This window comes from Marinobacter sp. SS13-12 (assembly GCF_030227115.1).
Taxonomy (GTDB): domain Bacteria; phylum Pseudomonadota; class Gammaproteobacteria; order Pseudomonadales; family Oleiphilaceae; genus Marinobacter.
This window is the reverse complement of sequence record NZ_JASSUA010000002.1, coordinates 329,512-356,274: the sequence shown is the minus strand read 5'-3', so window position 1 is coordinate 356,274 and position 26,763 is coordinate 329,512. Positions and strand designations below refer to the sequence as shown.

At 59.3% G+C, this 26,763-nt stretch carries 28 protein-coding genes; 6 read left to right on the top strand and 22 right to left on the bottom strand.

Annotated features, from left to right (window positions below):
• Positions 1–49: 49 nt before the first annotated feature.
• Entirely contained in the window at positions 50–2,620 is a 2,571-nt protein-coding gene (locus QPL94_RS14645) for a GcvT family protein (protein ID WP_285358365.1), read from the top strand.
• Positions 2,621–2,647: 27 nt separating this feature from the next.
• Here the strand turns inward: QPL94_RS14645 and QPL94_RS14640 are convergent, their stop codons facing one another.
• A complete protein-coding gene (locus tag QPL94_RS14640; protein WP_285358363.1) occupies positions 2,648–4,030 on the bottom strand; it encodes an L-serine ammonia-lyase in 1,383 nt (460 codons plus the stop codon).
• A 308-nt stretch (positions 4,031–4,338) separates the two neighbouring features.
• Between QPL94_RS14640 and gbdR the strand changes: the two genes are divergently transcribed.
• Positions 4,339–5,475, top strand: a complete 1,137-nt coding sequence (gbdR, locus tag QPL94_RS14635) for a choline metabolism transcriptional regulator GbdR (RefSeq protein WP_285358361.1) — start codon at positions 4,339–4,341, stop codon at positions 5,473–5,475.
• On the opposite strand, the gene QPL94_RS14630 is transcribed toward gbdR, so the two are convergent.
• The 3 genes from QPL94_RS14630 to QPL94_RS14620 form a co-directional block, all read right to left on the bottom strand.
• Complete coding sequence (locus tag QPL94_RS14630) at positions 5,467–7,203, bottom strand: formate--tetrahydrofolate ligase (RefSeq protein WP_285358360.1); 1,737 nt, start codon at positions 7,201–7,203, stop codon at positions 5,467–5,469. The genes gbdR and QPL94_RS14630 overlap by 9 nt on opposite strands.
• Positions 7,184–8,113 carry a methylenetetrahydrofolate reductase gene (locus tag QPL94_RS14625; RefSeq protein ID WP_285358359.1) on the bottom strand — a complete coding sequence of 310 codons (930 nt, stop codon included), beginning with the start codon at positions 8,111–8,113 and terminating at the stop codon, positions 7,184–7,186. The genes QPL94_RS14630 and QPL94_RS14625 overlap by 20 nt, the downstream gene beginning before the upstream one ends.
• Positions 8,114–8,188: 75 nt before the next feature.
• A complete protein-coding gene (locus tag QPL94_RS14620; protein WP_285358358.1) occupies positions 8,189–9,550 on the bottom strand; it encodes a glycine cleavage T C-terminal barrel domain-containing protein in 1,362 nt (453 codons plus the stop codon).
• Between the two features lie 254 nt (positions 9,551–9,804).
• Here QPL94_RS14620 and QPL94_RS14615 point away from each other — a divergent pair, with 254 nt between their 5' ends.
• The gene (locus QPL94_RS14615) at positions 9,805–10,218 is read left to right on the top strand and encodes a DUF2721 domain-containing protein (RefSeq protein ID WP_285358357.1); all 414 of its coding nucleotides are present in this window, start codon (positions 9,805–9,807) and stop codon (positions 10,216–10,218) included.
• Here QPL94_RS14615 and QPL94_RS14610 read toward each other — a convergent pair.
• From QPL94_RS14610 to QPL94_RS14575, 8 genes are all read right to left on the bottom strand, one after another.
• Complete coding sequence (locus QPL94_RS14610; RefSeq protein WP_285358356.1) at positions 10,157–11,152, bottom strand: serine hydrolase domain-containing protein; 996 nt, start codon at positions 11,150–11,152, stop codon at positions 10,157–10,159. The two genes, QPL94_RS14615 and QPL94_RS14610, sit on opposite strands and share 62 nt — an antisense overlap.
• A 47-nt stretch (positions 11,153–11,199) precedes the next feature.
• Positions 11,200–12,285 (bottom strand): diguanylate cyclase domain-containing protein, encoded by a 1,086-nt coding sequence (locus tag QPL94_RS14605; RefSeq protein ID WP_285358354.1) that lies wholly within the window; start codon positions 12,283–12,285, stop codon positions 11,200–11,202.
• 3 nt (positions 12,286–12,288) lie between these two features.
• Positions 12,289–12,723, bottom strand: coding sequence for a PaaI family thioesterase (locus QPL94_RS14600; protein ID WP_285358353.1), 435 nt, complete (start codon positions 12,721–12,723; stop codon positions 12,289–12,291).
• A gap of 33 nt (positions 12,724–12,756) precedes the next feature.
• Entirely contained in the window at positions 12,757–13,152 is a 396-nt protein-coding gene (locus QPL94_RS14595; RefSeq protein WP_285358352.1) for an acyl-CoA thioesterase, read from the bottom strand.
• A gap of 69 nt (positions 13,153–13,221) precedes the next feature.
• Positions 13,222–13,779, bottom strand: a complete 558-nt coding sequence (gene thpR / locus QPL94_RS14590) for an RNA 2',3'-cyclic phosphodiesterase (protein WP_285358351.1) — start codon at positions 13,777–13,779, stop codon at positions 13,222–13,224.
• Positions 13,772–14,362, bottom strand: coding sequence for a CPBP family intramembrane glutamic endopeptidase (locus QPL94_RS14585; protein ID WP_285358349.1), 591 nt, complete (start codon positions 14,360–14,362; stop codon positions 13,772–13,774). Before QPL94_RS14585 ends, thpR begins: the two co-directional genes overlap by 8 nt.
• Positions 14,363–14,686 carry an antibiotic biosynthesis monooxygenase family protein gene (locus QPL94_RS14580; RefSeq protein ID WP_285358348.1) on the bottom strand — a complete coding sequence of 108 codons (324 nt, stop codon included), beginning with the start codon at positions 14,684–14,686 and terminating at the stop codon, positions 14,363–14,365.
• On the bottom strand, positions 14,683–15,621 hold the full coding sequence (locus tag QPL94_RS14575) for a M23 family metallopeptidase (protein ID WP_285358346.1): 939 nt from the start codon (positions 15,619–15,621) through the stop codon (positions 14,683–14,685). The genes QPL94_RS14580 and QPL94_RS14575 overlap by 4 nt, the downstream gene beginning before the upstream one ends.
• Positions 15,622–15,853: 232 nt before the next feature.
• On the opposite strand from QPL94_RS14575, the gene QPL94_RS14570 reads away from it, so the two are divergent.
• Both QPL94_RS14570 and QPL94_RS14565 read left to right on the top strand, forming a co-directional pair.
• A complete protein-coding gene (locus QPL94_RS14570; protein WP_027831301.1) occupies positions 15,854–16,060 on the top strand; it encodes a cold-shock protein in 207 nt (68 codons plus the stop codon).
• A 257-nt stretch (positions 16,061–16,317) separates the two neighbouring features.
• Positions 16,318–17,781 carry a vanadium-dependent haloperoxidase gene (locus QPL94_RS14565; protein WP_285358345.1) on the top strand — a complete coding sequence of 488 codons (1,464 nt, stop codon included), beginning with the start codon at positions 16,318–16,320 and terminating at the stop codon, positions 17,779–17,781.
• Positions 17,782–17,834: 53 nt separating this feature from the next.
• Here QPL94_RS14565 and QPL94_RS14560 read toward each other — a convergent pair whose 3' ends face one another.
• The 3 genes from QPL94_RS14560 to QPL94_RS14550 form a co-directional block, all read right to left on the bottom strand.
• A complete protein-coding gene (locus tag QPL94_RS14560) occupies positions 17,835–18,029 on the bottom strand; it encodes a hypothetical protein (protein ID WP_285358343.1) in 195 nt (64 codons plus the stop codon).
• Positions 18,030–18,128: 99 nt separating this feature from the next.
• Positions 18,129–18,800 carry an SDR family oxidoreductase gene (locus QPL94_RS14555; protein ID WP_285358341.1) on the bottom strand — a complete coding sequence of 224 codons (672 nt, stop codon included), beginning with the start codon at positions 18,798–18,800 and terminating at the stop codon, positions 18,129–18,131.
• 27 nt (positions 18,801–18,827) lie between these two features.
• On the bottom strand, positions 18,828–19,286 hold the full coding sequence (locus tag QPL94_RS14550; RefSeq protein ID WP_285358340.1) for an MgtC/SapB family protein: 459 nt from the start codon (positions 19,284–19,286) through the stop codon (positions 18,828–18,830).
• A 203-nt stretch (positions 19,287–19,489) separates the two neighbouring features.
• Here QPL94_RS14550 and QPL94_RS14545 point away from each other — a divergent pair, with 203 nt between their 5' ends.
• Positions 19,490–20,326, top strand: a complete 837-nt coding sequence (locus QPL94_RS14545) for a M90 family metallopeptidase (RefSeq protein WP_285358338.1) — start codon at positions 19,490–19,492, stop codon at positions 20,324–20,326.
• Positions 20,327–20,332: 6 nt separating this feature from the next.
• Here QPL94_RS14545 and QPL94_RS14540 read toward each other — a convergent pair whose 3' ends face one another.
• From QPL94_RS14540 to nuoJ, 7 genes are read right to left on the bottom strand one after another with little or no spacing between them, the layout of a single operon-like run.
• Positions 20,333–20,806: an ion channel gene (locus QPL94_RS14540; RefSeq protein ID WP_285358337.1), complete on the bottom strand. Its 474-nt coding sequence runs from the start codon at positions 20,804–20,806 to the stop codon at positions 20,333–20,335.
• Between the two features lie 31 nt (positions 20,807–20,837).
• Positions 20,838–21,068 (bottom strand): hypothetical protein, encoded by a 231-nt coding sequence (locus tag QPL94_RS14535; protein WP_285358335.1) that lies wholly within the window; start codon positions 21,066–21,068, stop codon positions 20,838–20,840.
• A gap of 1 nt (position 21,069) precedes the next feature.
• Positions 21,070–22,512 carry an NADH-quinone oxidoreductase subunit NuoN gene (gene nuoN / locus QPL94_RS14530; RefSeq protein ID WP_502881554.1) on the bottom strand — a complete coding sequence of 481 codons (1,443 nt, stop codon included), beginning with the start codon at positions 22,510–22,512 and terminating at the stop codon, positions 21,070–21,072.
• Positions 22,509–24,041: an NADH-quinone oxidoreductase subunit M gene (nuoM, locus tag QPL94_RS14525; RefSeq protein WP_285358333.1), complete on the bottom strand. Its 1,533-nt coding sequence runs from the start codon at positions 24,039–24,041 to the stop codon at positions 22,509–22,511. Before nuoM ends, nuoN begins: the two co-directional genes overlap by 4 nt.
• The gene (gene nuoL, locus QPL94_RS14520; RefSeq protein ID WP_285358331.1) at positions 24,038–25,921 is read right to left on the bottom strand and encodes an NADH-quinone oxidoreductase subunit L; all 1,884 of its coding nucleotides are present in this window, start codon (positions 25,919–25,921) and stop codon (positions 24,038–24,040) included. The genes nuoM and nuoL overlap by 4 nt, the downstream gene beginning before the upstream one ends.
• The gene (gene nuoK / locus QPL94_RS14515; protein WP_285358330.1) at positions 25,918–26,226 is read right to left on the bottom strand and encodes an NADH-quinone oxidoreductase subunit NuoK; all 309 of its coding nucleotides are present in this window, start codon (positions 26,224–26,226) and stop codon (positions 25,918–25,920) included. Before nuoK ends, nuoL begins: the two co-directional genes overlap by 4 nt.
• Positions 26,223–26,753 (bottom strand): NADH-quinone oxidoreductase subunit J, encoded by a 531-nt coding sequence (gene nuoJ, locus QPL94_RS14510; protein WP_285358329.1) that lies wholly within the window; start codon positions 26,751–26,753, stop codon positions 26,223–26,225. Before nuoJ ends, nuoK begins: the two co-directional genes overlap by 4 nt.
• Positions 26,754–26,763: the final 10 nt, after the last annotated feature.

Genomic DNA, 26,763 nt, shown 5'->3' with positions numbered 1-26,763 from the left:
CCGTGGCTTGGCGCATGCGGACGTTCAATGTGGGCAAAGGGGTATCAAGATGGCACAACTACCGAAACGTGCAAAAGTCGTCATCATCGGTCAGGGCGGTATCGTTGGGTCCTCGGTAGCCCACCACCTGATTGAGCTGGGCTGGGACAATATCGTAGGGCTGGAAAAATCCGCGATCCCCTCGGATATTGGCTCCACCTCCCATGCCTCGGACTTCTGCTTCACCACCTCCCACGACAAGCTGAATATCTACACCACCAAGTACAGCCAGGCCTTTTATGAAAAGCGTGGCAATTATGTGAAGTGTGGAGGCATGGAAGTCGCTCGGGTTGATGACGACGAACGCATGGACGAGCTACGCCGCAAGGTGGGCTCCGGGAAAGCGTTTGGCACCAACGTCAGCATGATTTCACCCAAACAGGCGAAGGAATTGTTCCCGCTGGTCGATGAAAGCCGGATCCAGGGCGCCATGTGGGATCCGGACGCCGGCCTGGTGGTGCCCCGGTCGCAGAAAGTGGCCGGCGACCTGGTGGAGGAAGCGGTAGCCACCGGCAAACTCCAGGCCTTTGCCTACACTCCGGCCATCCGTATCGATGTCCAGGACGGCCAGGTCCGGGGCGTTGAAACCCACAAGGGCTACATAGAGACCGAATTCGTGGTGCTCTCCATGGGCATCTGGGGCCCGTTGATGGCAAACACTGCCAATGCACCACTGCCGCTGATGCCACTGGAGCACCCCCTGCTGTTTTTCGGCCCCTATGAGGAGCTGGCCGGCACCGGCAAGCAGATTGTCTATCCGCTGTTCCGCGACCAGGGCAACTCCGCCTATGTGCGGGACACCGGTGACCCCACCACCACCGAGGGTGGTCGTATCGAATGGGGCTATTACGAGGCCGAGAATCCGCGGCTGGTCTACCCTGGCGCCATTGCCGAACCCGGTGAGGCGCGGATGTCACCGTCGATGCGGGATCTCTCACTGGAACAGGTCATGAATGCCTACGAAAAAGCCATCGAAATGACCCCGATCCTGGGCGAGCTGGGCTGGGAGGAAAAGCATTCCTTCAACGGCCTGCTGTCGGTAACACCCGACGGTGGCTCCCTGATGGGCGAAGCTCCGGAAGTGCGCAACCTGTGGTTCTGCGAGGCAGTCTGGGTCAAGGATGGCCCCGGCGCGGGCAAAATACTGGCAGACTGGATGACCCATGGCTCGCCGGAGATGGACCCCCACAGTATCGATATCGCCCGCCACTACCCGCTGCAGAAAACACCGGATTACGTCTACAACCGCTGCTACGAGACCGCCAAGAAGATCTACACCCCGGCGGTTCATCCCCGCGAGCCCTACATGACCGGGCGCAAGATGCGGACCAGTCCGTTCTACCTGCGGGAGGTCGAGCTGGGAGCCTACTTCATGGAAGCCGCCGGCTGGGAACGGGCCCATGGCTACGCCGCCAATGAGTCTACCCTGCTGGCGAAATACCGCGACCGCATCCCGGTGCGGGAGCACGAGTGGGACGCGCGGCATTTCTGGGAAGTGTCCAACGCCGAGCAGCTGGAGATGAGCGAATCCGTGGGCATGATCAACCTCTCCCACTTCGCCATCTTCGACATCTCAGGGAACGACGCGGAAGCGCTGCTGGAATATTTGTCGGTGGCCAAGGTGGGTAGCACCACACCCCATGGCAAAGGCGTCTACACCCACTTTCTCGATGCCCGCGGCGGCATCCGCTCCGACCTGACCATTATCCGCCGGGGCGACAACGACTACCGGGTAGTCTGCGGCGGCGATACCGGCCACCGGGACCACTGTTGGATCACCCGCATGGCCCGGGAGAAAGGGCTGGGCGACATCCGTATTCAGGATCGCACCGACGAACTCGCCACCCTGGGGCTCTGGGGCCCTAAGGCCCGGGAAACCCTGGCACAATTGGTCACTGACCCGGACCAACTGTCGGCGGAGAACTTCCCCTTTGCCACTGCCCGGGAGCTGAATATCCGCGGCGTGCCGGTGTGGGCCTTCCGGATTTCCTACGTGGGCGAACAGGGCTGGGAGCTCTACTTCCCGTTCAGTTATGGCCTGCGGATCTGGGACCTGCTCTTCGAGGCTGGCGTTACGCCGGTGGGCATCGAAACCTACGCCAACACCCGGCGGCTGGAGAAGAGCCTGCGCTTGCAGAATGTCGACCTGGAAACCGAATACAACCTCTATGAAGCCGGGCTGCAGCGGCCCAAGGTCAAGGAAGCGGATTTCCACGGCAAGGCAGCGTACCTGGAACAACGGGAATGGCCCCGCCAGGCGGCGTATCTGTGCACCATGACCATGACCGACCACCGGGACGCCAGCGGCCTGCTGCGCTATCCGGTAGGCCAGTGGCCCATCCTCGACCCGAAAACCGGCGAGGTGCTGGTGGACAGCCATGGCCGGCGTTCCTGCAACACCAGCGCCGCCTGGGGGCCATCGGTAGGCAAGATCATCCTGCTGGGTTACATCCCTGTGGAATACGCCCAGGAGGGCCGGGAACTGACCCTGGAATACTTCCAGGAGCACTACCCCATTCGTATCGAGGCGGTAGGTTACCGGGCACTGTTTGATCCGGATAACGACCGGGTCAAATCCTGACCGGTTATCCGTCAATAGGCATGGCGGTCAGCATTCGATGATGTTGACCGCCAGCCCACCCCTCGCGGTTTCCTTGTATTTGTCCAGCATGTCGCGGCCGGTCTCCCTCATGGTGTGCAGTACTTTGTCGAGGGACACGTAGTGCTTGCCATCACCCCGCAGGGCCATAATCGCGGCGTCGATGGCCTTTACCGAGGCCATGGCATTGCGCTCGATACAGGGAATCTGCACCAGCCCGCCAATGGGATCACAGGTCATACCCAGGTGGTGCTCCATGCCGATTTCAGCAGCGTTCTCAACCTGCTCCGGTGAACCACCTGTGGCCGCTGCAAGTCCGGCCGCGGCCATGGCGCAGGCAGAACCAACTTCGCCCTGGCAGCCCACTTCGGCCCCGGATATGGAGGCGTTTTCCTTGAACAGCGCCCCTATGGCCGCGGCGGTCAGCATAAAGCGGACAATGCCGTCCTCGTCCGCCCCGGGGCAGAACTCCCAGTAGTAGTGGAGCACCGCTGGAATAATGCCCGCCGCGCCATTGGTGGGCGCCGTCACAATCCTTCCGCCGGCGGCGTTTTCCTCGTTCACCGCCAGGGCATAGAGATTGACCCAGTCCAGCGCACTCAAGGACGGTGAAATCAGATCTACCCGCTTTTTGTCCATCAGCGAGCCGTAGAGTGATGCCGCCCGGCGACGCACTTTGAGGCCTCCGGGCAATTCCCCCTCGTGGCGAATCCCGTTCTGCACGCACGCCCGCATGATTTGCCAGAGCTCGAGAATACCTCTGCGAATCTCATCCGGCGTGCGCCAGGCCTGCTCGTTGGCGAGCACGATATCCGCGATGCAAAGGTGCTGGTCCCGGCAAAGGGCCAGCAGCGCTTTGCCGCTACTGAAAGGGTACGGCAACGGCGTCTCGTCCTCACGGATTCGCAGAGTCCCGTCGGTTATTCCCTCAACCACGAAACCACCACCGATAGAGTAATAGGTCTTTTCGCGCAGGCACTGCCCTGTCTTATCGAACACCTGGCAGATCATGCCGTTGGGGTGTTGCGGCAGCGACTTCCGGCGGTAATACACAAGGTCTGTTGCTTCCCGGAAGCGAACCGGGTGTTGCCCGGCCAGTAACAGGGTGCCGGCGCTTCGAATACAGTCGAGCTGAGCCGGCATTTCCTCGGGATCGATCCGGTCGGGTCTGGCACCCTGCAACCCCAACATCACAGCCGGGCCAGTGCCATGGCCTTTGCCAGTGGCACCAAGGGACCCATACAGAGAGACTTTGAGGCGATACACGGACGGCAGCACTCCTTCCTCTTCCAGGGTGCCGGCAAACCGGCATGCCGCTTCCATCGGGCCCACGGTGTGGGAACTGGATGGGCCAATGCCTGCCTTGAACAATTCGAACAGACTGATCGCCACTTTGCAGACTCCTGCCTCGGTATGTACACCAACAGTATCGCCGCCGCTGCCCGGTCGCATGCTTGCGGGCGACATTGGTACGATGATTTACGACAGCGCCCCGGGTCGCATCGGGACCACGTTCGGACCAGTGATGTCGCATATGGACCATGAACCGCCCGGTCACCACCTTAGAATGATGCTACGCTGGACCTGATCACATATTGCACAATACCGGTGCAACAGCTAGTGTTCAGGTAGCGGTGATCAAACGGACATGCCAAGCACCAGGCACCGCAACCGGCCCAGGAAGGGCAAGGGGGTTTATCATGGGCATGGACACAGGTTCCCACATCAACAGGCCCTCCCAGGAGCCCTATCGGGTCGGCTTCCTGCTGATCGAAAACTTCACTCTGATTGCACTGGCCACTGCGGTCGAGCCTCTGCGCGTAGCCAACCAGTTGGCCGGCACCGAACTCTACTCCTGGAAACTGCTCACCGCCGAAGGTGACTACGCTCGTGCCAGTGATGGCATCACCATGGTGCCGGACGGATCCATTCAGGAAGAACACAGCTTTGACCTGGTCATCGTGGTTGCCGGCATCGATGTCACCCGGAGTTTTTCCCGCAAGGAAGTGGCCTGGTTGAAGCAGATGGCCAGGCGGCATGTCCTGCTTGGCGCTGTCTGTACCGGGCCCTATGTCCTGGCCAGTGCCGGGCTGCTGGACGGGCACGCCTGCAGTGCCCACTGGGAATGCCTGGAAGCCATGCAGGAGGGCTTTCCCCGGGTCCAGACCAACAACCACCTGTTTACGGTTGAGCGGGAACGCATGACCTGCACCGGCGGCACGGTGCCCATGCATATGATGCTCAGCTTCCTGGCACGACGCCATGGCAAAGAGCTCAGCAATGCAATTTCCCACATGTTTGTCTGCGACCGGGTGCGGGAAGACAGCGAACAGCAGCCCATGCCCATGCATCCCCGACTGGCCTGTGCGCAGCCCAAGCTGGCAGAGGCTGCCCAGCTGATGGAAGCCAACATCGAAGAGCCCATTGAACTGCAGGAACTGGCAGCGCTGGCCGGCATATCGCGCCGGCAGCTTGAACGGTTATTCCTGAAACACCTGGGCTGTACGCCCTCACGCTATTATCTGCGGGTACGGCTGAACCGTGCCCGCCGACTGCTCAAACAGACCTCGTGTTCGATTGTAGAAATCGCCTCCATGTGCGGCTTCGTGTCCGCCACCCACTTCAGCCGGTGCTACCGTAAAGTCATGGGACGGGCTCCGAAGTATGAACGCATGGAGGTTTATACCCGGGTAGCGGGCGAGACTGCCACGGCCCAGGCCATGACCAGTCTGCCATCATCCTCCCTGCAGGCGCTCAGGCGCGCCCGCGACGAGCCGACCTACGGTACCTTTTATGGCTCAGGTCATGGCCCGGGCGAGGACACCGGCTCAGGTTAACCCCACCACCAGGCCATTCTCATCCAGGGCAATGTCCAGGGCTGCAGGGCGCCGCGGCAGGCCCGGCATGGTCATGATGTCGCCACACACCACCACCACAAACCCGGCACCGGCCGCCAGTCGCACTTCCCTCACCGGCAGCATGTGCCCCGACGGCGCGCCCTTCACTGACGAATCCGCCGAGAAACTGTATTGGGTCTTGGCGATACACACTGGCAGGTGCCCGAACCCCAGGCTCTCGTATTCCTCCAGCTGCCGCCTGGCCACCGTTGTAAATTCCACGCTGCCCGCATGATAGATACGACTGGCGATGGTGCGGATCTTGTCTGCCAATGGCAGGCTGTCCTCATAGAGGAACCTGACCTCCGGGGTACCCTCGTCCATCTGGTCGAGCACCGCCTGCGCCAGTTCAGTAGCACCCTCACCGCCGGTCGCCCAGTGGTCAGCGGGCACGGCCCTGACCCCCAGGTCTTCACTGATCGATTGAACCAGTGCCATCTCCTCCTCAGTGTCGTCCGGAAAACGGTTGATGCAGACCACCGGAGTCAGTCCGAACTGCTGCAGGTTGCGGACGTGCCGCTCCAGGTTTGCCGCTCCTTTCCTGAGCGCGTCCATGTCGGGCAGATTCATTTGACTGCGGGAAACCCCGCCCTGCATCTTGAGGGCCCGAATGGTGCACACTACCACGGCGGCATCGGGGCGCAGGCCAGACTGCCGGCACTTGATATCAATGAACTTTTCCGCGCCCAGATCGGCACCAAATCCGGCCTCGGTGACTACCACTTCGTTCAGGGCCAGGGCTGCACGGGTAGCCGTTACGGAGTTACAGCCATGGGCGATATTGGCAAACGGCCCGCCATGGATAAACACCGGATTATGCTCCAGGCTCTGTACCAGATTTGGCTGCAGCGCCTCTTTCAGCAGAACCGTCAGCGAGCCCTCCATGCCCAGATCCCGAACCGTGACCGGGGTCATGTCGTAACGCCGGCCAATGATGATATTCCCCAATCGCTCTTTCAGGTCTGCGCGCCCATCCGCCAGACACAGGATCGCCATAATCTCGGAAGATACAGTGATGTCGAACCCGGATTCACGGGGCACGCCATGGAGCGTCCCACCCAGGCCGCACACCATGTTGCGCAGGGAGCGATCAGTCAGATCCATGACCCGGCGCCAGCTTATATAGCGCGGGTCCAGCCCGGCTTCGTTACCCCAATGGATGTGGTTGTCAATCAACGATGCCAGCAGGTTGTGAGCCGTGGTGATGGCGTGGAAGTCGCCATTGAAATGCAGGTTGATGTCTTCCATCGGAATGACCTGGGACCGGCCACCGCCGGCCGCCCCGCCCTTCATGCCGAAACAGGGGCCCAGGGACGGTTCCCGCAGGCACACGGAGGAGCGCACCCCCAGGCGGTTCAAACCATCGTTCAGCCCCACGCTGGTGGTGGTCTTGCCCTCGCCAGCCGGCGTCGGGGTAATAGCGGTGACCAGCACCAGCTTGCCCCGGGGCGCGGTCGCGGAGGTATCCACATAGGCCATGTCCAGCTTGGCTTTGTAGTGACCAAAGGGTACGAGGCTCTCGCCCGGCAGCCCGAAACGCTGTTGAGCCAACAGCAGGATAGACTGAGGCTGGACCGAGCGGGCGATCTCGATGTCGGGCGTCCCCGGCGGCAGATACTCCGCAGGAGTCGGTGTTGCAGATGTCAGCTTATTGTACTGAAGACTCATGGAACTGGCCTCTCTGGTCCTCAATGGACCCGCTGTGCTCTTGAATCCATTGCGCCGACTGGCGCAAGCCGCCGAACGGGAAAAGATGGATGCCCCGAAGCAGGGTATCCGGGTTGTCCAGGCAATACCGGACCAGCGCACGCACCATGGCGTCCGGCGTCCAGGCACGCAGCAGTCTGGCGCTGCCGGGGCGGCGCAACATCGCTCGTGCGGACGCCCCTACTCCGCACTGGGCGGCATAGGCGATGAGGGTTTTCATACGCGTCGGCCCCGCTATCCCGATGTACACAGGCACCTCTTCCAGGATATTGCCCAGGCTTTGCAGCCAGTCGATGACTACGTCGGCATCAAACGTAAACTGCGTCACCACCCACAGCCGCGTGGCCGTGGTGCGGGCATATTCGCGTTTGATACCCAGGGCCTGGGTCAGGGTTGCCCGGTCCGCCATGGGATGTCCGTCCGGGTGGGCGGCGACACCGATCCCATGAAACCGGAACTGGGCCAGCAGGCCGGACTCCAACACAGCCAACGTGTCCGGAAAGGGCCCGGCGGCTGCATCACTGTCACCGGCAATCAGTAACAACCGGTCAACGTGGGTCTCTTCCAGCTCTGCCAACCAGTCTCGCAGCTGCCCGCGGCTCTCCGCCATTCGCGCCGGCACATGGGGAATCGGCTGCATACCCACCTCCAGCAGACGCGTGCATGCGGCCAGTGTGTCACTGAACTGCCCTCTGGGCAGAAACGGCACATAAACGCAGGTGCCCTCAGGCAGCAGCTCCGGCAGATGTTCCGCTGCCAGGATCTGGCGGGGCGTCGCTTCAATGGAAGCCGATCGCACCAGTGCCTGAAGCCGTGATGTCGCCTCCGCATCACGGAGATTGAGCGTCTGTTTAGTGCTCGCCAGTTTCATAACCCATGCACCTCATTTCCACCCGTATGGGCAGGCAGGGATCGAGCGGTCGCAGCCGCCCGCCCTGCCGGTTTGCTAATCGGCGAAGTCGATGCCTTTGGCCCGGGCCCGCTCGCGGGCATTGGGGTTCACCGACGGCCGGAACGGCACTTCCACCACTTCTGCCTCAACACTGGTTGAGCCGTCCGCTGCGGCATACTCCACCGGCAAGTGGACCGTCAGGTGCGTGCCGACGGCGCGCAGGTCGAATGGCACGTAGGCGAGTGCGATATTGGTTTCCAGTTCCGGGGAATACCAGGGTGACGTGACATAGCCCTCGGGCTCGCCGCCGTCAGGGCCACTGATCAGCCAGAAATCGTTGGCATAGTCAGTCACCGGTGCGCCGCCGAAGCGGATACCCACCATGATGTGGCTGAAGGGCGGACGACCGGCATCGACCTGCTCGCGGGCTTTCTCAAGCTTCTGCTTGCCGATGTAGTCCGCATCCTTGTTGCGCGGTACCTGGTAAGCCAGGGCGCACTGGAACGGCAGGGTTTCCTGGTCCACATCCTGGCCCCAGGAGAGAATGCCCGCGGCGATCCGGCGATGATGGGCAGGGGCGATAACCCGGAGATTGTGGGGCTCACCCGCCGCAAGCACGGTATACCAGAGGTCCTCGGCGTATTTGGTGGCTTCCTTGAGGTATATCTCGTAGCCCTTTTCTCCGGTGAAGCCGGTCTGGGAAACGATCACGTCGTGGCCGGCAACCTGGCCCTCCATCAGCCCGTAGTAGGGAATGTCTTTCACCCCCTCACCGAAAAGATCGGCCATGAGTGCCTCGGACCTGGGTCCCTGGATCTGTACCGGTGCCACATCGATTTCCGCGATGCTGACATCGAAGCCCATACCGATATTCACACCCCGCAGCCAGAACTCCAGGTCACTGTCGGACAGGGAGAACCAGAACTCATCCTCGGCCACCCGCAGTAGCACCGGGTCATTGATGATACCGCCCTCCTCGTTGCACAGGATGACGTACTTGCCGCGCATGGGCTTTATCTTCGTGGCATCCCGGGTGATCACGTAGTTCACGAAGCGTTCTGCATCCGGGCCCTTGACCTGGATCTGGCGCTCCACCGCCACGTTCCACATGGTGACGTCGTTTATCAGGGATTCGTATTCCACCATGGCACCGCCGTCTTCCGGGTGGACGTAACCCCGGGGGTGATACATACGGTTGTAAACGGTTGCCCGCCAGCAGCCAGCCTCATAGGACAGATGCCAGTACGGCGATTTGCGGACCCGTGTGGAAATCAGCATCTCCACCGGCGTAGGACCGGACTGGCGCAGGTTGATGGGAACGCGACGATCAGACTGGTCGACGCTGTCAGGCTGGCGCGCGGCGCCCGCCCGTTGTTGCGGATATTCCTGAGCTACTTGTTCGAATTTAACGGCCATTGCTATCTCTCCCTTACGGGGTTGTCGATAGCTCTAATGTGACCGTGTTTGCGGTTGTGGGAGTGAACCAATACGACACTGGCACAACCAAAAACGTCAGCCTGCCAGCTCTTGTCATCCTGCCCTCTCGGATTACCCGCCTGACGTTTTATCTGTAGTCGCCTGAGGCCAATAACACTGGCTGGATAACGCCCCGGACCAACTATAGACTGAAAGACCTTTTTCCCAGGATTCAATACATCAAGGAGCCGACGTTGACACTGACCACCCCCGCTCTGTTGTTCCCGGCGATTTCATTGTTGCTGCTGGCCTACACCAATCGCTTTCTGGTACTTGCCCAGCTGATCCGCCAGCTCAAGCAGATGGACACGGAAGAGGACCACGCCCTGATCGCCAGGCAGATCAGCATGCTGCGCAAACGCATTTTGCTGACCAAACGCATGCAGGCTTACGGTGTGCTGAGCTTTTTCCTCTGCACCATGTCCATGTTCGTGCTGTTTGTGGGGGCAGAGCTTGCCGGCGCCATCGCGTTCGGCATCAGCCTGATATTGCTTTCCATATCCCTGCTGTATTCACTGTATGAAATCGTGATCTCAACCAACGCCATCAACGTTGAGCTTGAGAGTTTTGAGGCGAGGAAGCAGGGGGAAGCGGGAAAGCAGGAATAACAAACTCTTCCAGCAGCGCATTCTGTTTCTGCATGAAAGACGGTGACGCAGGCGGTTGTGGATCAGACGTCATGACCACTGTCATTTCCAGATCCGGAAAAACGTACAGCATCTGCCCGCCATAACCACGGCCATAATAGGCGCGATGCCCTCCCAGGTCGGTCACGAACCAGCCGTAGCCGTAGCGGTCATCGGTATACCGGGACGTGCCACGCTGGGTCCATGACTGGTCGATCCACTCCGGCGAAAGCAGTTGCTTGCCGGCATGCACGCCGCCGTTACGATACAGTTCGCCGATTTTAAGCAGCGCCATGGGAGACAGGCGCATGTCGTTGCCCCCGAAATAAATGCCCTGGGGATCCTTCAGCCAGGGACGAATCCGGATGCCCAATGGCTCACCCAGCCAGTCACGGGTGACCGCAAGAGTGCTACGGCCAGTGTTCTCGGTGAGCGCCGCAGACAGCAAATGGTAACTGCCGGTGGAATAGAGCATTTCAGCACCGGGTTCGGCCACGAACGGTCGGCTGAGAGCGTAGTCTACCCAGTTCTCGCTGTTGACCCACTCGCCGTAATAGCGGCCAGAGGTGCGCTGCAGACCAGCCTGCATGGACAGAAGGTTGCCAATGGTCACCTCATTGACCCGTTTACTGGCAGTGGCCGGCACATCCAGAATCTCTGCAATGGGCTGATCCACACTGGCGAATACCCCACGGTCAATAGCTATGCCAACGACGGCAGAGAGTACTGTCTTGGACAGGGATTTTATATTGGCTGGCTTGTCCGTTCCGGGGCCCCGGAATGCCTGAGAAAATACAGGTTCGCCATCCACGGCGATCACCAGGCTATGGAGGCGTTCAAGCCCTGCAGCTTGCTCGGCCAGCCCCGGAAACAAGGGGGCTGACGTTTCCGTGCGGGCAGATGTGGTCAAAGCCATCAAAGGCGTCACCAACAGAGCGATGGTCAAACCGCGCAAGAACCTGCTCACCTCTCCCCCTTCTTCACCCGATACATAGCGCCGTCCGCGTGGCGAATCAGCGTTTCAGGCTCCTCACCATGTTCCGGGTATACGGCGATGCCGATACTGGGGATCAGGGTCAGGTTTGCCATGGACAACTCATAGGGTTCACTGAGTGCGGCGTGTACTTTTTCAGCGACACTGAACGCGTCGTCCGGTTGTGCAATGGTGTCGAGCAATACGATGAATTCATCACCACCGAGGCGACCCACGGTATCAGCCGCCCGCACACATTGCGCCAGCCGCTCAGCCATCGTCCGTAAAACCTCGTCGCCAGCTTCATGGCCGTAGGTATCGTTGACCTCCTTGAAATTGTTCAGGTCCAGATAAAGCACAGCCAGGTTGCCCTTGGCCCTGGCCGCATGCTCCAGCGCTTTGTGAATCCGGTCCATAAACAGTCGACGGTTGGGCAGGCCTGTCAGCTGATCATAGTTGGCCATCAATTCCAGCTGGGAATGCATCTGCTTGCGCTCTACGGCCGCCGCAACCTGCACTCTGACAAACTCGAGCAACTCCCGGTCCTTCTCGGTATCAGGAATGTTCAGCGCCTCGCCGTTCGGTTCAGCAATCGCATCCATAAAGCCAGGAGCCACCAGTAAGTCATCGACCACCCTGTGAATTCGCTGGTACATGGCCGGTAAACTGTCCGGACTGTTCGCAGCCTCAGATATCGCATACATGGCCGCCTGCATGGCTTCCGACCGCCTGCGCTCAGTCACATCCCGAGCCACAGCGACCCGGACCTGCTCTTCCTCTGACCAGCGGGCAGACCACATGATTCGGGCAATCGAGCCATCCTTGCGGACATAGCGGTTTTCGAAATTGGGTTTCAACTCACCCTGCAGGATCTCATTCACGGCTTGCCGGGTTTTCTTCCGGTCTTCCGGATGAACAAAATCGAGAATGGGCTGGCCAATCATCTCCTTGGGCAGATAACCAAAAACCCGTTCACTGGCTGCGCTGACATATCGAACATAGCCATCACGGTCGACCACAAAGATCGCGTCCAGCAAGAGTTCTATAAAGTTCTCCGGTGGGATGGCGGGTTTCATGGGCTATCGGGGAGCTTGACGGGGGCTGACGACAGCAAGCGTAACGGTTGCCTTGGAAACAAGCCGCATATCATCAGCCGTACCACAAAACACCTCTGACTCCACGACGGTCAGGGAGGACCCCGCCTTGAGCACGGTAGCAATACATTCAAGGTGGGTGCCTTTTGCCGACCGCAGCAACTTCAGCGAGAAATCCGACGTAAGCACAATCTGCCCGGGCTTTGCCATGGAGGCGCCTGCCGCACCAGCAGTATGGTCCGCCACCGTGGCCTGCACCCCAAAGTGAACAAAGCCATCCTGCTGCAGATGCCTTTTCTCAAGCACCAGTCTGGAGCGACATTCTCCGGATTCGATGGAGACCGGTTCAAGGCCCAGATCGGCGATGAACGGTGCTGATGAGAAAATGCGTTCCACTTCGTTTTTATTAAAGCTGTCCATCACGCCTCCCGGCTATGCTTACTGAAGACCCGCCTATTCCTCGAAAACGTGCCCGGTAAGCTGGTTACGAATCTCGTCGGGGACAGGAACGGACTTCTGCGTCTCGTAATCGAAATGGATCAGCACGGTTACGCCACGGGCCACCAGCGCGCCGTTCTGCCAGGCTTCCTGAATAACCTCGAAAGACGAGTTGCCGATCTTTCCGATACCAGAGCGCACCTCTACCGGAGTTGCCCAGTAGCACTGTGCCTTCAGGTCTATTTCCATTCTGGCAAGGATCAGGGGCCAGCCTTCAGGGGTCAGGGACGGATGGAAGATCCGGAAAACCGGGGTTCTGGCCTGCTCGAACCAGACCGGATAGACGGTATTATTGATATGACCGAGCGCATCAGTATCGCTGAATCGTGGCTCAACTTCGTAGTAGAACATTCGGAGCATCCCAAAAAATGGTTCAACCTCGAATCTTACCGAAAATTCTTCCCCCGTGGGCGCTCAATGTCACTCTGGTCCCGCCAGCGGAATCCTTTCGATGATTTGATAAGCGGACCCCTGCCCTCCACAGACGCTCTCGAACAACGCAAACTGATTCACGGAAAACGTACCGGCCTGGACAGCCTGGTGCTCTAGCAACAATTGCCGCACCGAACCGGGCTCCTTACTGAAACGGGAGAGCGTAATATGCGGTCGGAAAGTACGCTTCTCTGGCCCGAATCCACACGCTGCCAGTCTTTGACAGAGTTCATCATGCAACCTGGCCAACTCATTCACCGGCTGCACACCTGCCCAGAGATTCTTCGGGCGGTCGGGGTGACCAAAACAACCAATCCCGGTCACGGTAAGATCAAAGGGCTCAACGGCAAGCTTCCGGGCCGCATCACAAATGTCCGGGAGCTTTTGCGCCTCTACACTGCCGAGAAACGCCAGTGTCAGATGCAACTGGTCCGCTCGCTGCCAGCGGGCATCCGCTACCGGCTGCTGAATCGACAGTAACCGCTGTTTGACCGGTTCCGGAATTTCCAGCCCGAAGAACAGGCGAAGCTTCGCTGGCTTATCCAACCCGCACCCCGAACCATTCCGGAAACCGGCGCAGACAATACAGGGCAATCATGTCGTATACACCGTGCCAGACCATCACCAGGACCAGGCTGTCGGTCGTTGCATAGACCGTTCCTAATGTCATACCCAGCCCGGTGGCCAATACAAAATAGGTAAATGACAGATAGTGCACCAGCCCGAATAGCAACGAAGCCAACAAGATTGCTACTGCATCGTGCACATGCTGGGCCAGCCAGCCCTGGATCGCACCCCTGAAAAGCAACTCCTCTCCTACGCCGGCAAAGACCGAGAGGGCAATCAGGACAGTCCAGGAATAATCACTCGCGAACCGGTGTAATTGCTCGAGCTGGGATTCCAGCGAATCGCGGACCAGACCGGGCAGACGGCTCACCAGCAGGATCACAGCATAGGTCGCCACACTTCCGGCCAGCCCCCAGAACAGCGCAGTGGCGGGGCTCACACCATTGTAATAGACGGGAATTCCAAACAAGGCGATGGCCGCCAGCCCCACCACCCCGATGCCGCCCTGGAACATCAACGCCGTGCGAGGCGAAATCTGCGGGCGTTTACCAGCATGGGCCACTCAGTTACCTCGCTTGCCCGGCGGCATCACTACCCATTCCGGATCTTCAAACTCCCCGATGGGTGTAATCTCGCAAAACGGTGCGGCACTGCGGATAATGCGGGCAACCTCCGGATTGTGCTGCCCTTCCATGGCATCCCGGTCCGCCTTGCTGTCCCAACTGGCAATGGCAATCAACACATTCGGGTCGTCGATCTTGCGGTGTAGCTCCGTTCCTCGTGCACCGGGTGCCTGCTGGATAATTTCGCTGGCACGAACCCAGGCATCGGCGTACTCCTCTGCTGTATGCCCCTCCCGGATGCGAACCTCAAAGATATACTTCATCGATCAATCCTCTTTCCGACAACATCATTGCGAACAAGATACCGACCATCGAAACTCATGGGCTGGCCCCTGGCCTCCCACATAAGGTTATCGTGATCGGAGACCCGACCCTGTACCGCATGCACGTGAAGGTGGGGCTCACTGGAATTCCCGGAATTGCCCACTCGCCCTATCAGATCCCCTGACAATACCTTATCGCCCTGCTGCAACGAAACCGACCCCTGGCGTAAGTGCGCCAGCACCACGGTCACCTTGCCACAGTGGATAGCCACGAAATTACCGGCAGGATTGTCACGATCGTTCCGGGGGGGCGTCTGATCCGGTAAGCCGGTGCCGACGTTCGTTACCTCGCCCGAACACGGCGCTGCTACCGGGGCATTCCAGATGCCATAATCCTCCAGCACGTCGGGAACCATCTCATGGGTGCGCAGACCGAAGCGGACAGTACGAACCACGTCAATCGCATGATGCTGAGCATCGATTCCATAGTGGTGATTCATTACATGGGAATTGCCTCCCTGCCCGACCCGGTATTGCCCCTCGATCAGGGGCCATCGCAACTCAACAGGCTCGGTACCCGGATTTGCCGCCTCCAGTACAGACCAGGCAGGCACCAGGAGGGCGGCCAACACGGCAATATTGAAACCCAGCGACAAGATCGCCACCGGCCGCCAGGCTGGCCACACCGGCAGCGCCGACATGTGGCGCATCAGGAACCAGGCTGTGCTCCCCACCAGGCCAGCCCAGAACAGCCAGGGCCAGTATCCACCAAGCCATATCCAGGCGCCTGCCTGCTGGATAAGCAGCAGATAAACAACGGCCAGAGCCAGATAGCTCAACCAGTGGATGCGGGATGCTGCCTTACCGAAACCTACCGCAACAATGAACACCAGTGGAACAAACAGGTGGGACATAATGAGGAGAAAAAGAGTCATGCCTTATCGATCCTGTCAAAATAGACTTGCAAAGGCGGGGAGCATAAGAGTACAGTGCCTCTCGTAGGAAAGATTAGCACAGCAGTTCACGAATAAGACGCATCTCAGTTGTTTTGGTAGTTGCCCGTCCTGTTTTTGATTCCGCGCGTTTTTTGTTTCCGCACAACGCTGACCAGTCATCGTTTCAGGTGGTCTGGCTGCACATTAAATTATCGAATTCAGGATTATGATTATGTCTACAACTACCGGTACTGTTAAGTTTTTCAACGAAGCAAAAGGTTTCGGCTTTATCACTCGCGAAAGCGGCCCGGACGTCTTCGTTCACTACAGCGCTATTCAAGGTGGCGGTTTCAAGACTCTGGCTGAAGGCCAGCAAGTCGACTTCACCGTTACTGAAGGCCAGAAAGGTCCTCAGGCAGAAAACGTAGTTGCTGTTTAAATAACAGCCAGCACGTTTGAAAAAGGCAGCCTCGGCTGCCTTTTTTCGTTATGGATCCCGAAGAATTTTCCTGCCTTTCTCCATTGATCTCGCTCTCTATAAACTATAATTACAGGCAGGCATGACGCCCCCCCCCAACCCGAACAGCGTAGTCGCAGCATTACCACCTGTGGCAGAACCGCAAATGGCGCGTTAGCAGACTGAACCAGGATGGGTTAACACCATCATCACTCTGTGCTCCATGGGAGGAAAACGCCATGAGCAAGCCTGAACTGTTCCATTCACTGCACCCCCGGATTCTGACCCTGTCACTCATACTGTGTATGGTGATAATACCCGCCAAGGCCAACGAACATCACGACCTGGCAAACGGTAACGCCGCCATTGAAGTGGTCATCCCTTTCGCCATTCCGGCGATCTTCGAAGTTTCACCCACCGCGAGTGACGCCACGCTGGTACTGCGGGCAACCACCGTGATCACCAACAGCTGGTTCGACGCGGTTGCTCCCTACCATCCAACGGCTGTTGGCGTCTATTCAAACCTGGGTCGAAGGCCGGCCAATGAAAGCGAAGACAATACAAACCTCAATATCGCGCTGCTGTATGCCTCATACCATGCGCTTAACAGCCTCTTCCCCCACAGAAACAGCGACTGGCGCGCCATGCTGGAGTCAGTAGGGCTGGACCCGGAGAACACCTCAACAGACTTGACCGAACCCGCGGGAATCGGTAACTCCGCAGGCTTGGCACTGGTGGCTGCCCGGGAAAACGACGGCATGAACCAGTTGGGCAACGAAGGAGACAGAACCTATCACCGCGCGCCTTATGCCGACTATACCGGCTACGCCCCGGTTAATACTGCCTACGAACTCAGTGATCCCTCTCGCTGGCAGCCAGCGATGACAGGCAGCAACGGCCTGTTCAAGATTCAGCAGTTCGTCACCCCGCAAATGAGACTTACCGAGCCCTACTCGTACCATAACCCCAAGCGTTTCCGCGCCAGACCGCCGGTTAAAAGCAACGTTCGCAATTATGGCGCTTACCGGCAGCAGGCGGATGAAGTCATTCAGGCATCAGCCAGCATGACGGACGAGCAAAAAGCCAAGGCGGAACTGTTCGACAACAAGATAAACAGCCTGGGGTTCTCGGCCGTTTTCGCCGCTTTCAGCCAGCAGCTGTCACTGGCCGAATTCATTCAGTATGACTTTCTGACCAATATGGCCGCTTTTGATACAGCCATCGCCATCTGGCAGGAAAAGGAGCGCTTTGACGCGGTTCGGCCATTCAGCGCCATTCGCTATATCTACGGTGAAGAACTGGTCACCGCATGGGGCGGCCCGGGGCAAGGGACTGTTTACGATCTTAAGGGTTCGGAATGGACCAGTTACCTGCCCGTGGCGGATCATCCGGAATACCCCTCCGCCTCTGCCAGCTTCTGCGCTGCCCACGCTGAAGCCAGCCGGCTATTCCTTGGTTCAGACCAGCTCGGTTATGTGGTACCCGTGCCACAAGGCAGCTCGCGAATTGAACCGGGATTTACGCCAGCCGAAGACCTGGAGCTGGTTTTCCCGACCTGGAGTGACTTCGAGCAGAACTGCTCAATGAGCCGCTTCTGGTCAGGCGTGCATTTCCTGTCGTCTCTTCCAGCGGGGGAGAAAATAGGTAATCGCGTAGCAGGCTATGCCTATAAGTTTCTGGACGCTAAATTGAAAGGTGAATAGCCAACGAGGGGCACCGACGGTCACACTGCCTATGGCCGCGTGACCGTCAATGACTAATAAGTTACACGATGGCGATCAAATATCTCTTCAATTTCCCGTCGCTCCTCTGAGGGAATCATAACTCTGATCACCTGCTCATCAACTTCAATATAAATATTTTCCTGGGGCAAGCCCATGGCAATCAAATCATCCTTGACGTTACGGGCCTGTTCCTTGGAAGTGAAATGTCCATTCAGCGCTTTGCTCATCAGACCACCCTCCAATAACTCAAGCACACATCTAAGACCTTAGTATTAGATCGGATGCTTGTAAATGAATTTCCTTTTTCCCCTGTGGAGAAACCTCCGTTACCAGGGCAACTCCTCGCCATTGCTGTGCCAGAACGAGCCAGTGTTTTCCAGGTTTAACCCCTCGATCCTCGCCGCAAGGCCCTTCGCGGACTCCGCAGGAGTGATCAGCCCACCAAAGTTCACCATGCGGGTCTGCACATAACCGGGATGAAGCTGGGCAACGGCTATGCCCCTGGGTTTCAGGTCCATGGCGAGGGACTTGCCAAAGGCATTCAACGCCGCCTTGGAGGCGCGGTAGCCATAGCGACCACCGGAATCGTTATCCGCAATGGAACCCATACGGCTGGTGATATTGGCAATCTTTCCTCCAGAAGGAATCTGCGACACCAGCGCCTCCGCTACCCGAAGTGGCGCGTAGGCGTTGATCTCCATCTGGGTGCGGATGGAGTCGAAGTCGATACTGCCCAGCTTTTCATCCTGCAGCAGGCCAGCATTGTTGATCAGCAAATCGATCGATTGCCCCTTCAACCCGTCCATCAGTGTCTGGATGCCACTGTCGGTAGTTACATCCACCCCTTCAATGAGCCGGGCAGCCACTTCCTTCAGTTCTGCCGATGCTTCACGGCAGACTCCGATCACATCACAGCCCTCACCGGCGTAATGACAGGCAAGCTCGAGACCTATGCCACGGTTGGCACCGGTAATAACAACAGTTCTGGTATCAGACATGGAAACCTCCTGGTCAGTATTAAAAGTTCACGGGTTATCTTCGGAAACCAACTCCCGTTCAAAACGGCCAAGTACCACCATGATCACCAGCGCAATGAACGTCACCATTCCCGCCAGGTAGAAGTTGTTGATACCGGCAGCAACTCCGATGGCTCCTGCAAGCCAGATCGAGGCGCCCGTGGTAATACCCTGGATCTGCCCACCACTGCGAATAATACTTCCGGCACCGAGAAAACCGATACCGCCAACCACACCCTGGACCACCCGGGTAGGGTCTATGCGGGCAGATGGGTCCCCCTGTGCAGTGGCGAAAAGGACGCTCATACCGATAATTATGAAGGTTGCCGAACCCAGCGAAACGAGCATATGCGAACGCAGTCCGGCGGGCTTACCGCGGAATTCCCGCTCAAGACCCAAAAACAGGGCCAGACCAGCGGCAACAACTAGTCGCAGGAGCATATCCAAAGGCGCGATTTCAGTTTCCATGGTTTGCCTTAAAGACGTTTTGGTTGATAGACGACTCCAATCCGTCCTAAGCATAGCATCGCAAACCTGCTCACTTTCAAACCGACAGCTTTGCACGGGTGTTGGGCGGCCTGCGGCTAGTGGCAATGCGGAGCCTGGTGACGGCTGTGGATACCAATTACACTGTCAGCCCACCAACAGTATCCGGAGCCGGAGCCCCACCAATGCTGATCTACACCCTCTGCATGCTGGCTGTTATAGGGTTTTCGGTTTTCTACCTGTTTTTCTACCGGGGCTGGCGGCGGGAACGGCAGCTGCAACAGCCCTTCCCGACCTATTGGCGGGAAATACTCCAGTCCCGGGTGCCCGTCTATGACAGGCTACCTCCGGAACTGAGACGGCAGCTTGAGCAGCACATACAGCTTTTCCTGGCGGAAAAATCCTTTTATGGCTGCGATGGGTTTGAAGTGGACGACAATGTGCGCCTTACCATTGCAGGGCATGCCTGCCTGTTAATCGTTGCCCGCAGCTTCTCCGATTTCGACGAGGTAAGCAGCATTCTGGTGTATCCGGACGCCTATCATGTCAGGGAAATCGAGAGCGACGGGATCGTGGTCAGCGAGAGCAACCAGATACGCTCCGGCGAAGCCTCAAGCCACGGCCAGGTGGTGCTGGCATGGGCCCAATGTGAGGAAGGTGCGGTCAATCCTGCCGGGCAGCATAATGTCATCCTCCACGAATTTGCCCATCAGCTGGATTACCTGGATGGCACTGCCGACGGCGCGCCTCCTCTGAGCGGCAAGCAGGCCAGACACTGGCAGGAAACCATGACCCGGGCCTATGAAAATCTGCGGCACTCGCTCCATCACCACCGGAAGCCCTGGCTGGACCCTTACGGCGCTACGGAGCCCGCCGAGTTCTTTGCCGTGCTGACAGAAGCCTTCTTCCAGCAGCCCGACCATCTCAAAGCGGAGCAACCAGAGGTATACGAGGTATTACGCGGGTTCTACAGGTTAGACCCAGTGACCTTGACGCCCGTCGAAGCACCGGTTCGCCATTGATTATGATCATCGATTGCCATCGCCCCAGGCGCGGGCCATGACCAGATAGCTGAAGGATGCCGACCAGGTAATCATCATGAATCCCACCAGGGCCTCTGTGCCGGCCAGAAACCGGACATGGCCGGTTGCCGCCAGGTCTCCCCATCCCACCGTGGTGTATGTGGCCGCCGAGAAATAAACACTATCCAGCAAGCTGAGGTGGGCGTAGCCATCAATGGCACCCAGGCCATCCTGATCCAGCAGGTACCAGAAGGCCACACCAAATAGCCAGATTTCCACCACATGGGCGATCAGCAGCACAAACATGTTTGCGAGTATGATCGGCCGGTTGCGGAAGGTCCTTGGTGACGAGAGTTTCTGACTGGGGCGAAAACGGTTCAGCAGCTGAGTGACCTCAAAATGGAAGACGACAACCAGACCAACCACCAGCGCTGTCACTGATACCACAATCAGTTCGCCGCCCACTAAAAACTCCTCCATTGCCTAGATCCCGCTTTTACACCGACCACCGTTACCCTTGCACACCCAACCTGTCCAGGTACACGTGAAGCTCCTGCTCACTGATATTAACGTATTCCACCACCCGGCCATAAAGCATCACCGTCGGCACATTGCGCCCATTCAGTTCACGCTGGGTTTCCTGCAAGACATACAGAATGATGCGCTCGGTGCGGGTCAGACCATCGCGCGCATCCGGGATGGTTTCCAGCAGGGCATCAAGCTCCTGGGGTGTCACTGTCAATTCAACTGACTCCAATAGATAGTCCTGTTAACCACTGAATCATGGGCGTTGGGTACACCCCGAGAACCAGAATCAGCACCGCAACGATCAGCAGCGTCAGCCCGCCGATCCGATTGCCCCAGTCACTGGTGGCGTCCCTCCGGCGCATGCCGGGTTCCGGCAGGTACAGTGTGACCATTACCCGCAGGTAATAGAACAGGCCAATGGCGCTGCCTGCCACGATACCGCCCACCAGCCACCAGCGGCTATCGGAAACACCCAGGGCCAGTACGTAAAACTTGCCGATAAAGCCGGCGGTGAGCGGGATACCCGCCAGGGACAGGAAGCTCACCGTCATCACCGCCGCCAGCCAGGGCCGGCGCCAGAACAGTCCACGATAGTGGTGCAGCCCGGCCGCGTCTTCACCCCCGAAAGGACTGGACAGTTGGGTGACCACACCGAAGGCCGCCAGGGTGGCGACCAGATAGGTTACAAGGTAGACCCCAACGGATTCTACGGCAAGCGCGCCCCCCACGACGATCGCCACCATCAGGTACCCGAAGTGGGCAATGGATGAGTACCCCAGCAGGCGCTTGAGATTCTGCTGGAACAACGCCAGCAGGTTGCCGCCCAGCATGGTCAGCAAAGCCAGCACTGTAATCAGGCCCCGTAGCCAGTCACTGTCAAAGATGGGTGCGGTCACCATCAAACGCACCAGCACCACGAACACCGCCAGTTTACTGACCGTGGCCAGGAAAATCGTGGCCGGGGCGGGTCCGCCCTGGTAAACGTCCGGGGTCCAGAGATGGAAAGGCACCACGGAGAGCTTGAAGCCCAGACCAACCAGCATCAGCACCGCCCCGGCCAGGCTCCAGACATCCGCGCTGGTGACCAGCCCCGATACCAGGCCGGTCAGGTCAAGGCGACCGGTGCGGGCATAGATCAGCGCCATACCGAACAGCAGGAAGGCAGTGGCGGCAGCAGAGAGAATCAGGTACTTGATGCCTGCCTCCAGCGACCGTTCCGCCCGGAAGCTATAGGCAAGCATTCCGTAAAGCGGCATCGAAAGCAGTTCCAGGCTGATGAACAGGGTAGCCAGGTGGTTGCTGGCCACCAGACCCAGGGCTCCCGTGACGGCACACAGCAGTAACAGGTAAAACTCCTCCCGTGAGCCGATAAAACCGGTCAGATAATGGTGGCTCAGGGCCACCGTCACCAGAGCGCAAATCAGCACCAGAACACTGCCCATTATGGCCAGTCCGTCCATGGTCATCAGCGGCGGTGACGAGGGCGCCGCTGAGGCCAGCGGCACGCTTACCAGGGCCAGTATCAGCCCTGCCGTAGACACCATTGCCGTTCCAGCGTGGTGCCGTTGCCAGGTAATACCCAGCATCACCAGGATCGCGGTAGCGGCAACGATGATCAGCGGAAGAATGGCGATCAGATTTGCCAGGGTCAGCATCAGTTTACCTCCCCTGCCCGGAGTGCCAGGTCCACACTGCCAGTGAACAGTTCGGCTACCGGTGCGGCCACGTCAGCGGTGGTATCCAGCAGGGGTTGCGGATAGAGCCCCACTGCCAGCGTGAGCACCAGCAGCACCAGCATGATGCCGTACTCCCGGGCATCAGGCCCGGCGAGTGGGCCCGAACGGTATTCAGGGCCAAAGTGCACCCGCTGCATCAGGAGCAGGGAATAGATGGCCGCCAGCACCAGCCCTATGCTGGCGATAACCACCACCACCGGTGCACCAGGGAAGGTCCCGAACAGGATCATGAACTCCCCTACGAAGTTGGCAGTGGCGGGCATTCCCAGGGAGGCCGCCACAAAGCACAGGGTAAACCCGGGCAACACCGGTATGCGCCCCCAGAGTCCACCCATGATGCGCATGTCCCGGCTATGAATGCGCTCGTAAAGTTGGCCACTGAGGATGAACAGGGCAGCGGTCGAGAAGGCGTGAGCGACCATCAGCACAATGGCGCCCTGGATCGCCAGTTCCGATCCGGAATAGAGCGCAATCAGCACAAAGCCCATATGGGAAACACTGGTGTACGCAATCAATCGCTTGATGTCCTGCTGCCCACAGGCCAGCACTGCGCCATAGACAATGCCGACCAGCCCCAGGGCCATCGCCACCGGAGCGAAAGCCTGGGACTGTTCCGGGAACAGCGGCAGCGCAAACCGAAGTATGCCGTAGGCGGCGGTCTTCAGCAGAATGCCCGCCAGGTCAACACTGCCGGCGGTCGGCGCCTGGGCATGGGCATCCGGCAGCCAGCCGTGGAAGGGTACCACCGGCAGCTTGACCGCAAAGGCGATGAAGAATCCGAGCATCAACCAGAAGGCCAGCGGCTCTGGCACATCGGTCCCCCGCAGGGTGTCGTAGCTGAATGACAACTCCCCGGAGTTTGAGTAGTGCACGAACACCAGCGCAATAATCGACACCAGCATCAACAGGCCGCTGGCCTGGGTGTAGATGAAGAAGCGGGTGGCGGCGCGGATTCGTGTCTGCCCTGCCGAACCGCTGTGCCCCCAAAGAGCGATCAGGAAATACATGGGCACCAGCATCATTTCCCAGAACAGGAAAAACAGGAACAGGTCCAGGGCCAGGAACACACCCACTACGCCGCCAAGGATGAACAGCAGGTTCAGGTGGAAGAAGCCCACCCGGTCGGCAATTTCCTGCCAGGAACAGAGCACCGCCAGCAAGCCGAGAAAGCCGGTCAACGCCACAAGGACCAGCGACAGTCCGTCCATGGCAAGGTGAATCTCGATGCCGAACCGGGGAATCCACGGTGCCCGCCATTCCAGAAGCCATTGCCTGCCGCCATCACCTGCCAGAGTGAAGTCGCCACTCAGCCATACCACCACGCTGATCACCAGCACGAACAGCATGGTGCCCAGGGCAATCCAGCGAGGCGCCTGGTGACTCCAGCGTTCGGCCTGCCAGCACAACAGGCCGCCAATAAACGGAATCAGAATCAGCCACACCAGAATCATGCGGCCCCTCCCGGCACCAGGGCCAGCGTCAACAGGATCACCGTGGCGCCGAACACCATCACCAGGGCATAGCTGCGTACCCGGCCATTCTGGATGCGCACCAGGCCGGCGTTCAGGGCCCGCGCCACCAGCGCTGGCAGGTTCATCATCAGATTCACCAGATCGACCCGCAGGTATTTCACCATCAACTGCCAGGGCCTTACCAGAATCCGGTCGAACAGCGCATCAAAACCCCAGGCGTTGTGCCAGAGTCTCCAGAGACCGCGACCGAAGCCCTGGCGTACCGTCTCCTCAAGCCAGCTGCGCTGCCACAGATACAGCCACGCCGCCAGCAGCAGGCCAGCGATGACCGCACCCATGGCCAGCACCTGCAAGAGGGTATGGCCGGTGTCGGCAGTCTCTCCCGGCGATGCGGGAAACAGCTCGCCCAGCCCTGGATAGAGCCACGCCCCGATAACGGTGGAGCAGATCCCCAGCACGACCAGTGGCAGGTGATGGGTGACCGGATTGGTGCCCGGCTCGGGATGGCGGACGTGGTCACTGGTCGGTTCGCCATGGCCGGGCTCGCCATGAAACGTACCCAGGATCAACCGGACGGTATAGAGGCCGGTCAGCACGGCGCCCAGCAGACCTGCCAGCAGAAGGCCGGTCTGGTCCGCGGCCATGGCCTGCCACAGAATCTCGTCCTTGCTGTAGAAACCAGCGGTGACCAGGGGCAGCGCCACCAGCGCGGCGCCGCCGACAATGAAGCCAGCATAGGCGACCGGCAATTTGCGCCAGAGCCCACCCAGGCGGCGCATGTCCTGCTCATGGTGGCAACTGACAATCACCGCGCCGGCGGAGAGGAACAGCAGGGCCTTGAAGAAAGCGTGTGTCACCAGATGGAAAATGGCGGCTTCGAAAGCCCCTACCCCCAGCGCCAGGAACATGTAGCCGATCTGGCTCATGGTGGAATAGGCCAGTACCCGCTTGATATCGGTCTGGGCGAGGGCCGCGAACGCCGCCAACAGCAGTGAGACCGCGCCAATCACGCCCACCAGCAGCAGGACGTCAGGCGCAAGCAGGAACAGCCCGTGCAGACGGGCAATGAGGTAAACACCGGCGGTAACCATGGTGGCAGCGTGGATCAATGCCGACACTGGCGTCGGGCCGGCCATGGCATCCGGCAGCCAGGTGTGGAGTGGCACCTGGGCCGACTTGCCGAGGGCGCCACCAAGCACCAGCAGCGCCGCCAGGTTGGCGGTGGTACTGCCCTGTGCCCAGGCCTGCGGTGCCACTTCCAGCACGGTTCGGATATCGAGGGTGCCCAGCTCCATGAAAATCAGGAACAACCCCAGGGCCAGAAACACATCGCCGATGCGGGTCACCACAAAGGCCTTGAAAGCGGCCTGACCGTTGGCATGGCTGCGATAGTAATGGCCGATAAGCCCGTAGCTGCACAAGCCAACGCCTTCCCAGCCCAGGAACAACAGCAGCAGGTTGTCCCCCAGCACCAGCAGCAACATGCTGAATACGAACAGGTTCATCCAGGCATAGAAGCGGGTAACGCCTTCCTCCCTGCTCATGTACCACGCGGCAAACAGGTGGATCAGGAAGCCCACGCCGGTAATCACCGACATCATTACCAGTGACAGGCCATCCACCGCCAGACCGATGGTGGGCTGGAAAGCCCCCACCGTGATCCAGTTCCAAAGGGCCACGCTCTCACTGCCGCCGGAGTGCGCCGTCGCCGCCCACGCCGTCGCCAACGCTGACAACCCGACACTGCCCACCCCGATGAGCGAGGCGGCACGCATGCTCAGACGCCCAGCGGAAAAAGCCAGCACCAGCGTGCCCGCCAGGGGAAACAGAAACGAGAGTACGACCGCCAATGCCATCATCCGCGCATCCTGCTGGCTGCATCGAGATCAAGGGATCTGAACCGTTGGTAGAACTGGATCATCAGTGCCAGCCCGACGCTGGCTTCCGCCGCTGCCAGGGTGATCACCAGCAGGAACATGGCCTGCCCGTCCGGCTGGTTCCAGGCGGTCGCGCCCACCACGAAGGCCAGCGCAGCAGAATTGAGCATCACTTCCAGGCTCATCAGCACGAACAGCATATTGCGGCGTAGCATCAGCCCCAACAGCCCCAGGCTGAACAATATAGCCGCCAGGATCAGCCCGTGCTCCATGGGAATACCCGTCATGAGTCGCCTCCTGTCGGGCGTGACGAGGTGCCGCGGCCGTTGCTGCGCCGCCCCACATGTGAGGCCGTAACCAGGGCAGCCAGAAGCAGGATGGCCGACAATTCCACCACCATCAGCCAGGGTCCGAACAGCGTCAGCGCCACCGCCCGCGCAGTAAGCAGTTCCCCGTCAATGGTTTCGCCCACGACGCCCTGGCTGATCAGTGCTGCCAGTGCTGCCATCAGTACCAGGGCCAGCACTGATGGCCCTGCCCAGTAGCGAGGGTGCATCAGGGTCTGTTCCCGTTCGGTGTCCGGACCCAGATTGAGCATCATTACCACGAACACGAACAGCACCATGATGGCACCTGCGTAGACAATGATCTCCAGAGCACCGGCAAAGGGTGCCCCCAGGGCAAAGAACACCAGCGCCACGGCGATGAGCGAAACGATCAGGTACACCACTGCATGCACTGCGTGGGTGCCGCTAATCACCCCCACGGTGGCCAGAACCGCCACCAGGCCGCTCAGATAGAAAGCCAGTTCCATCAGTGTCTCC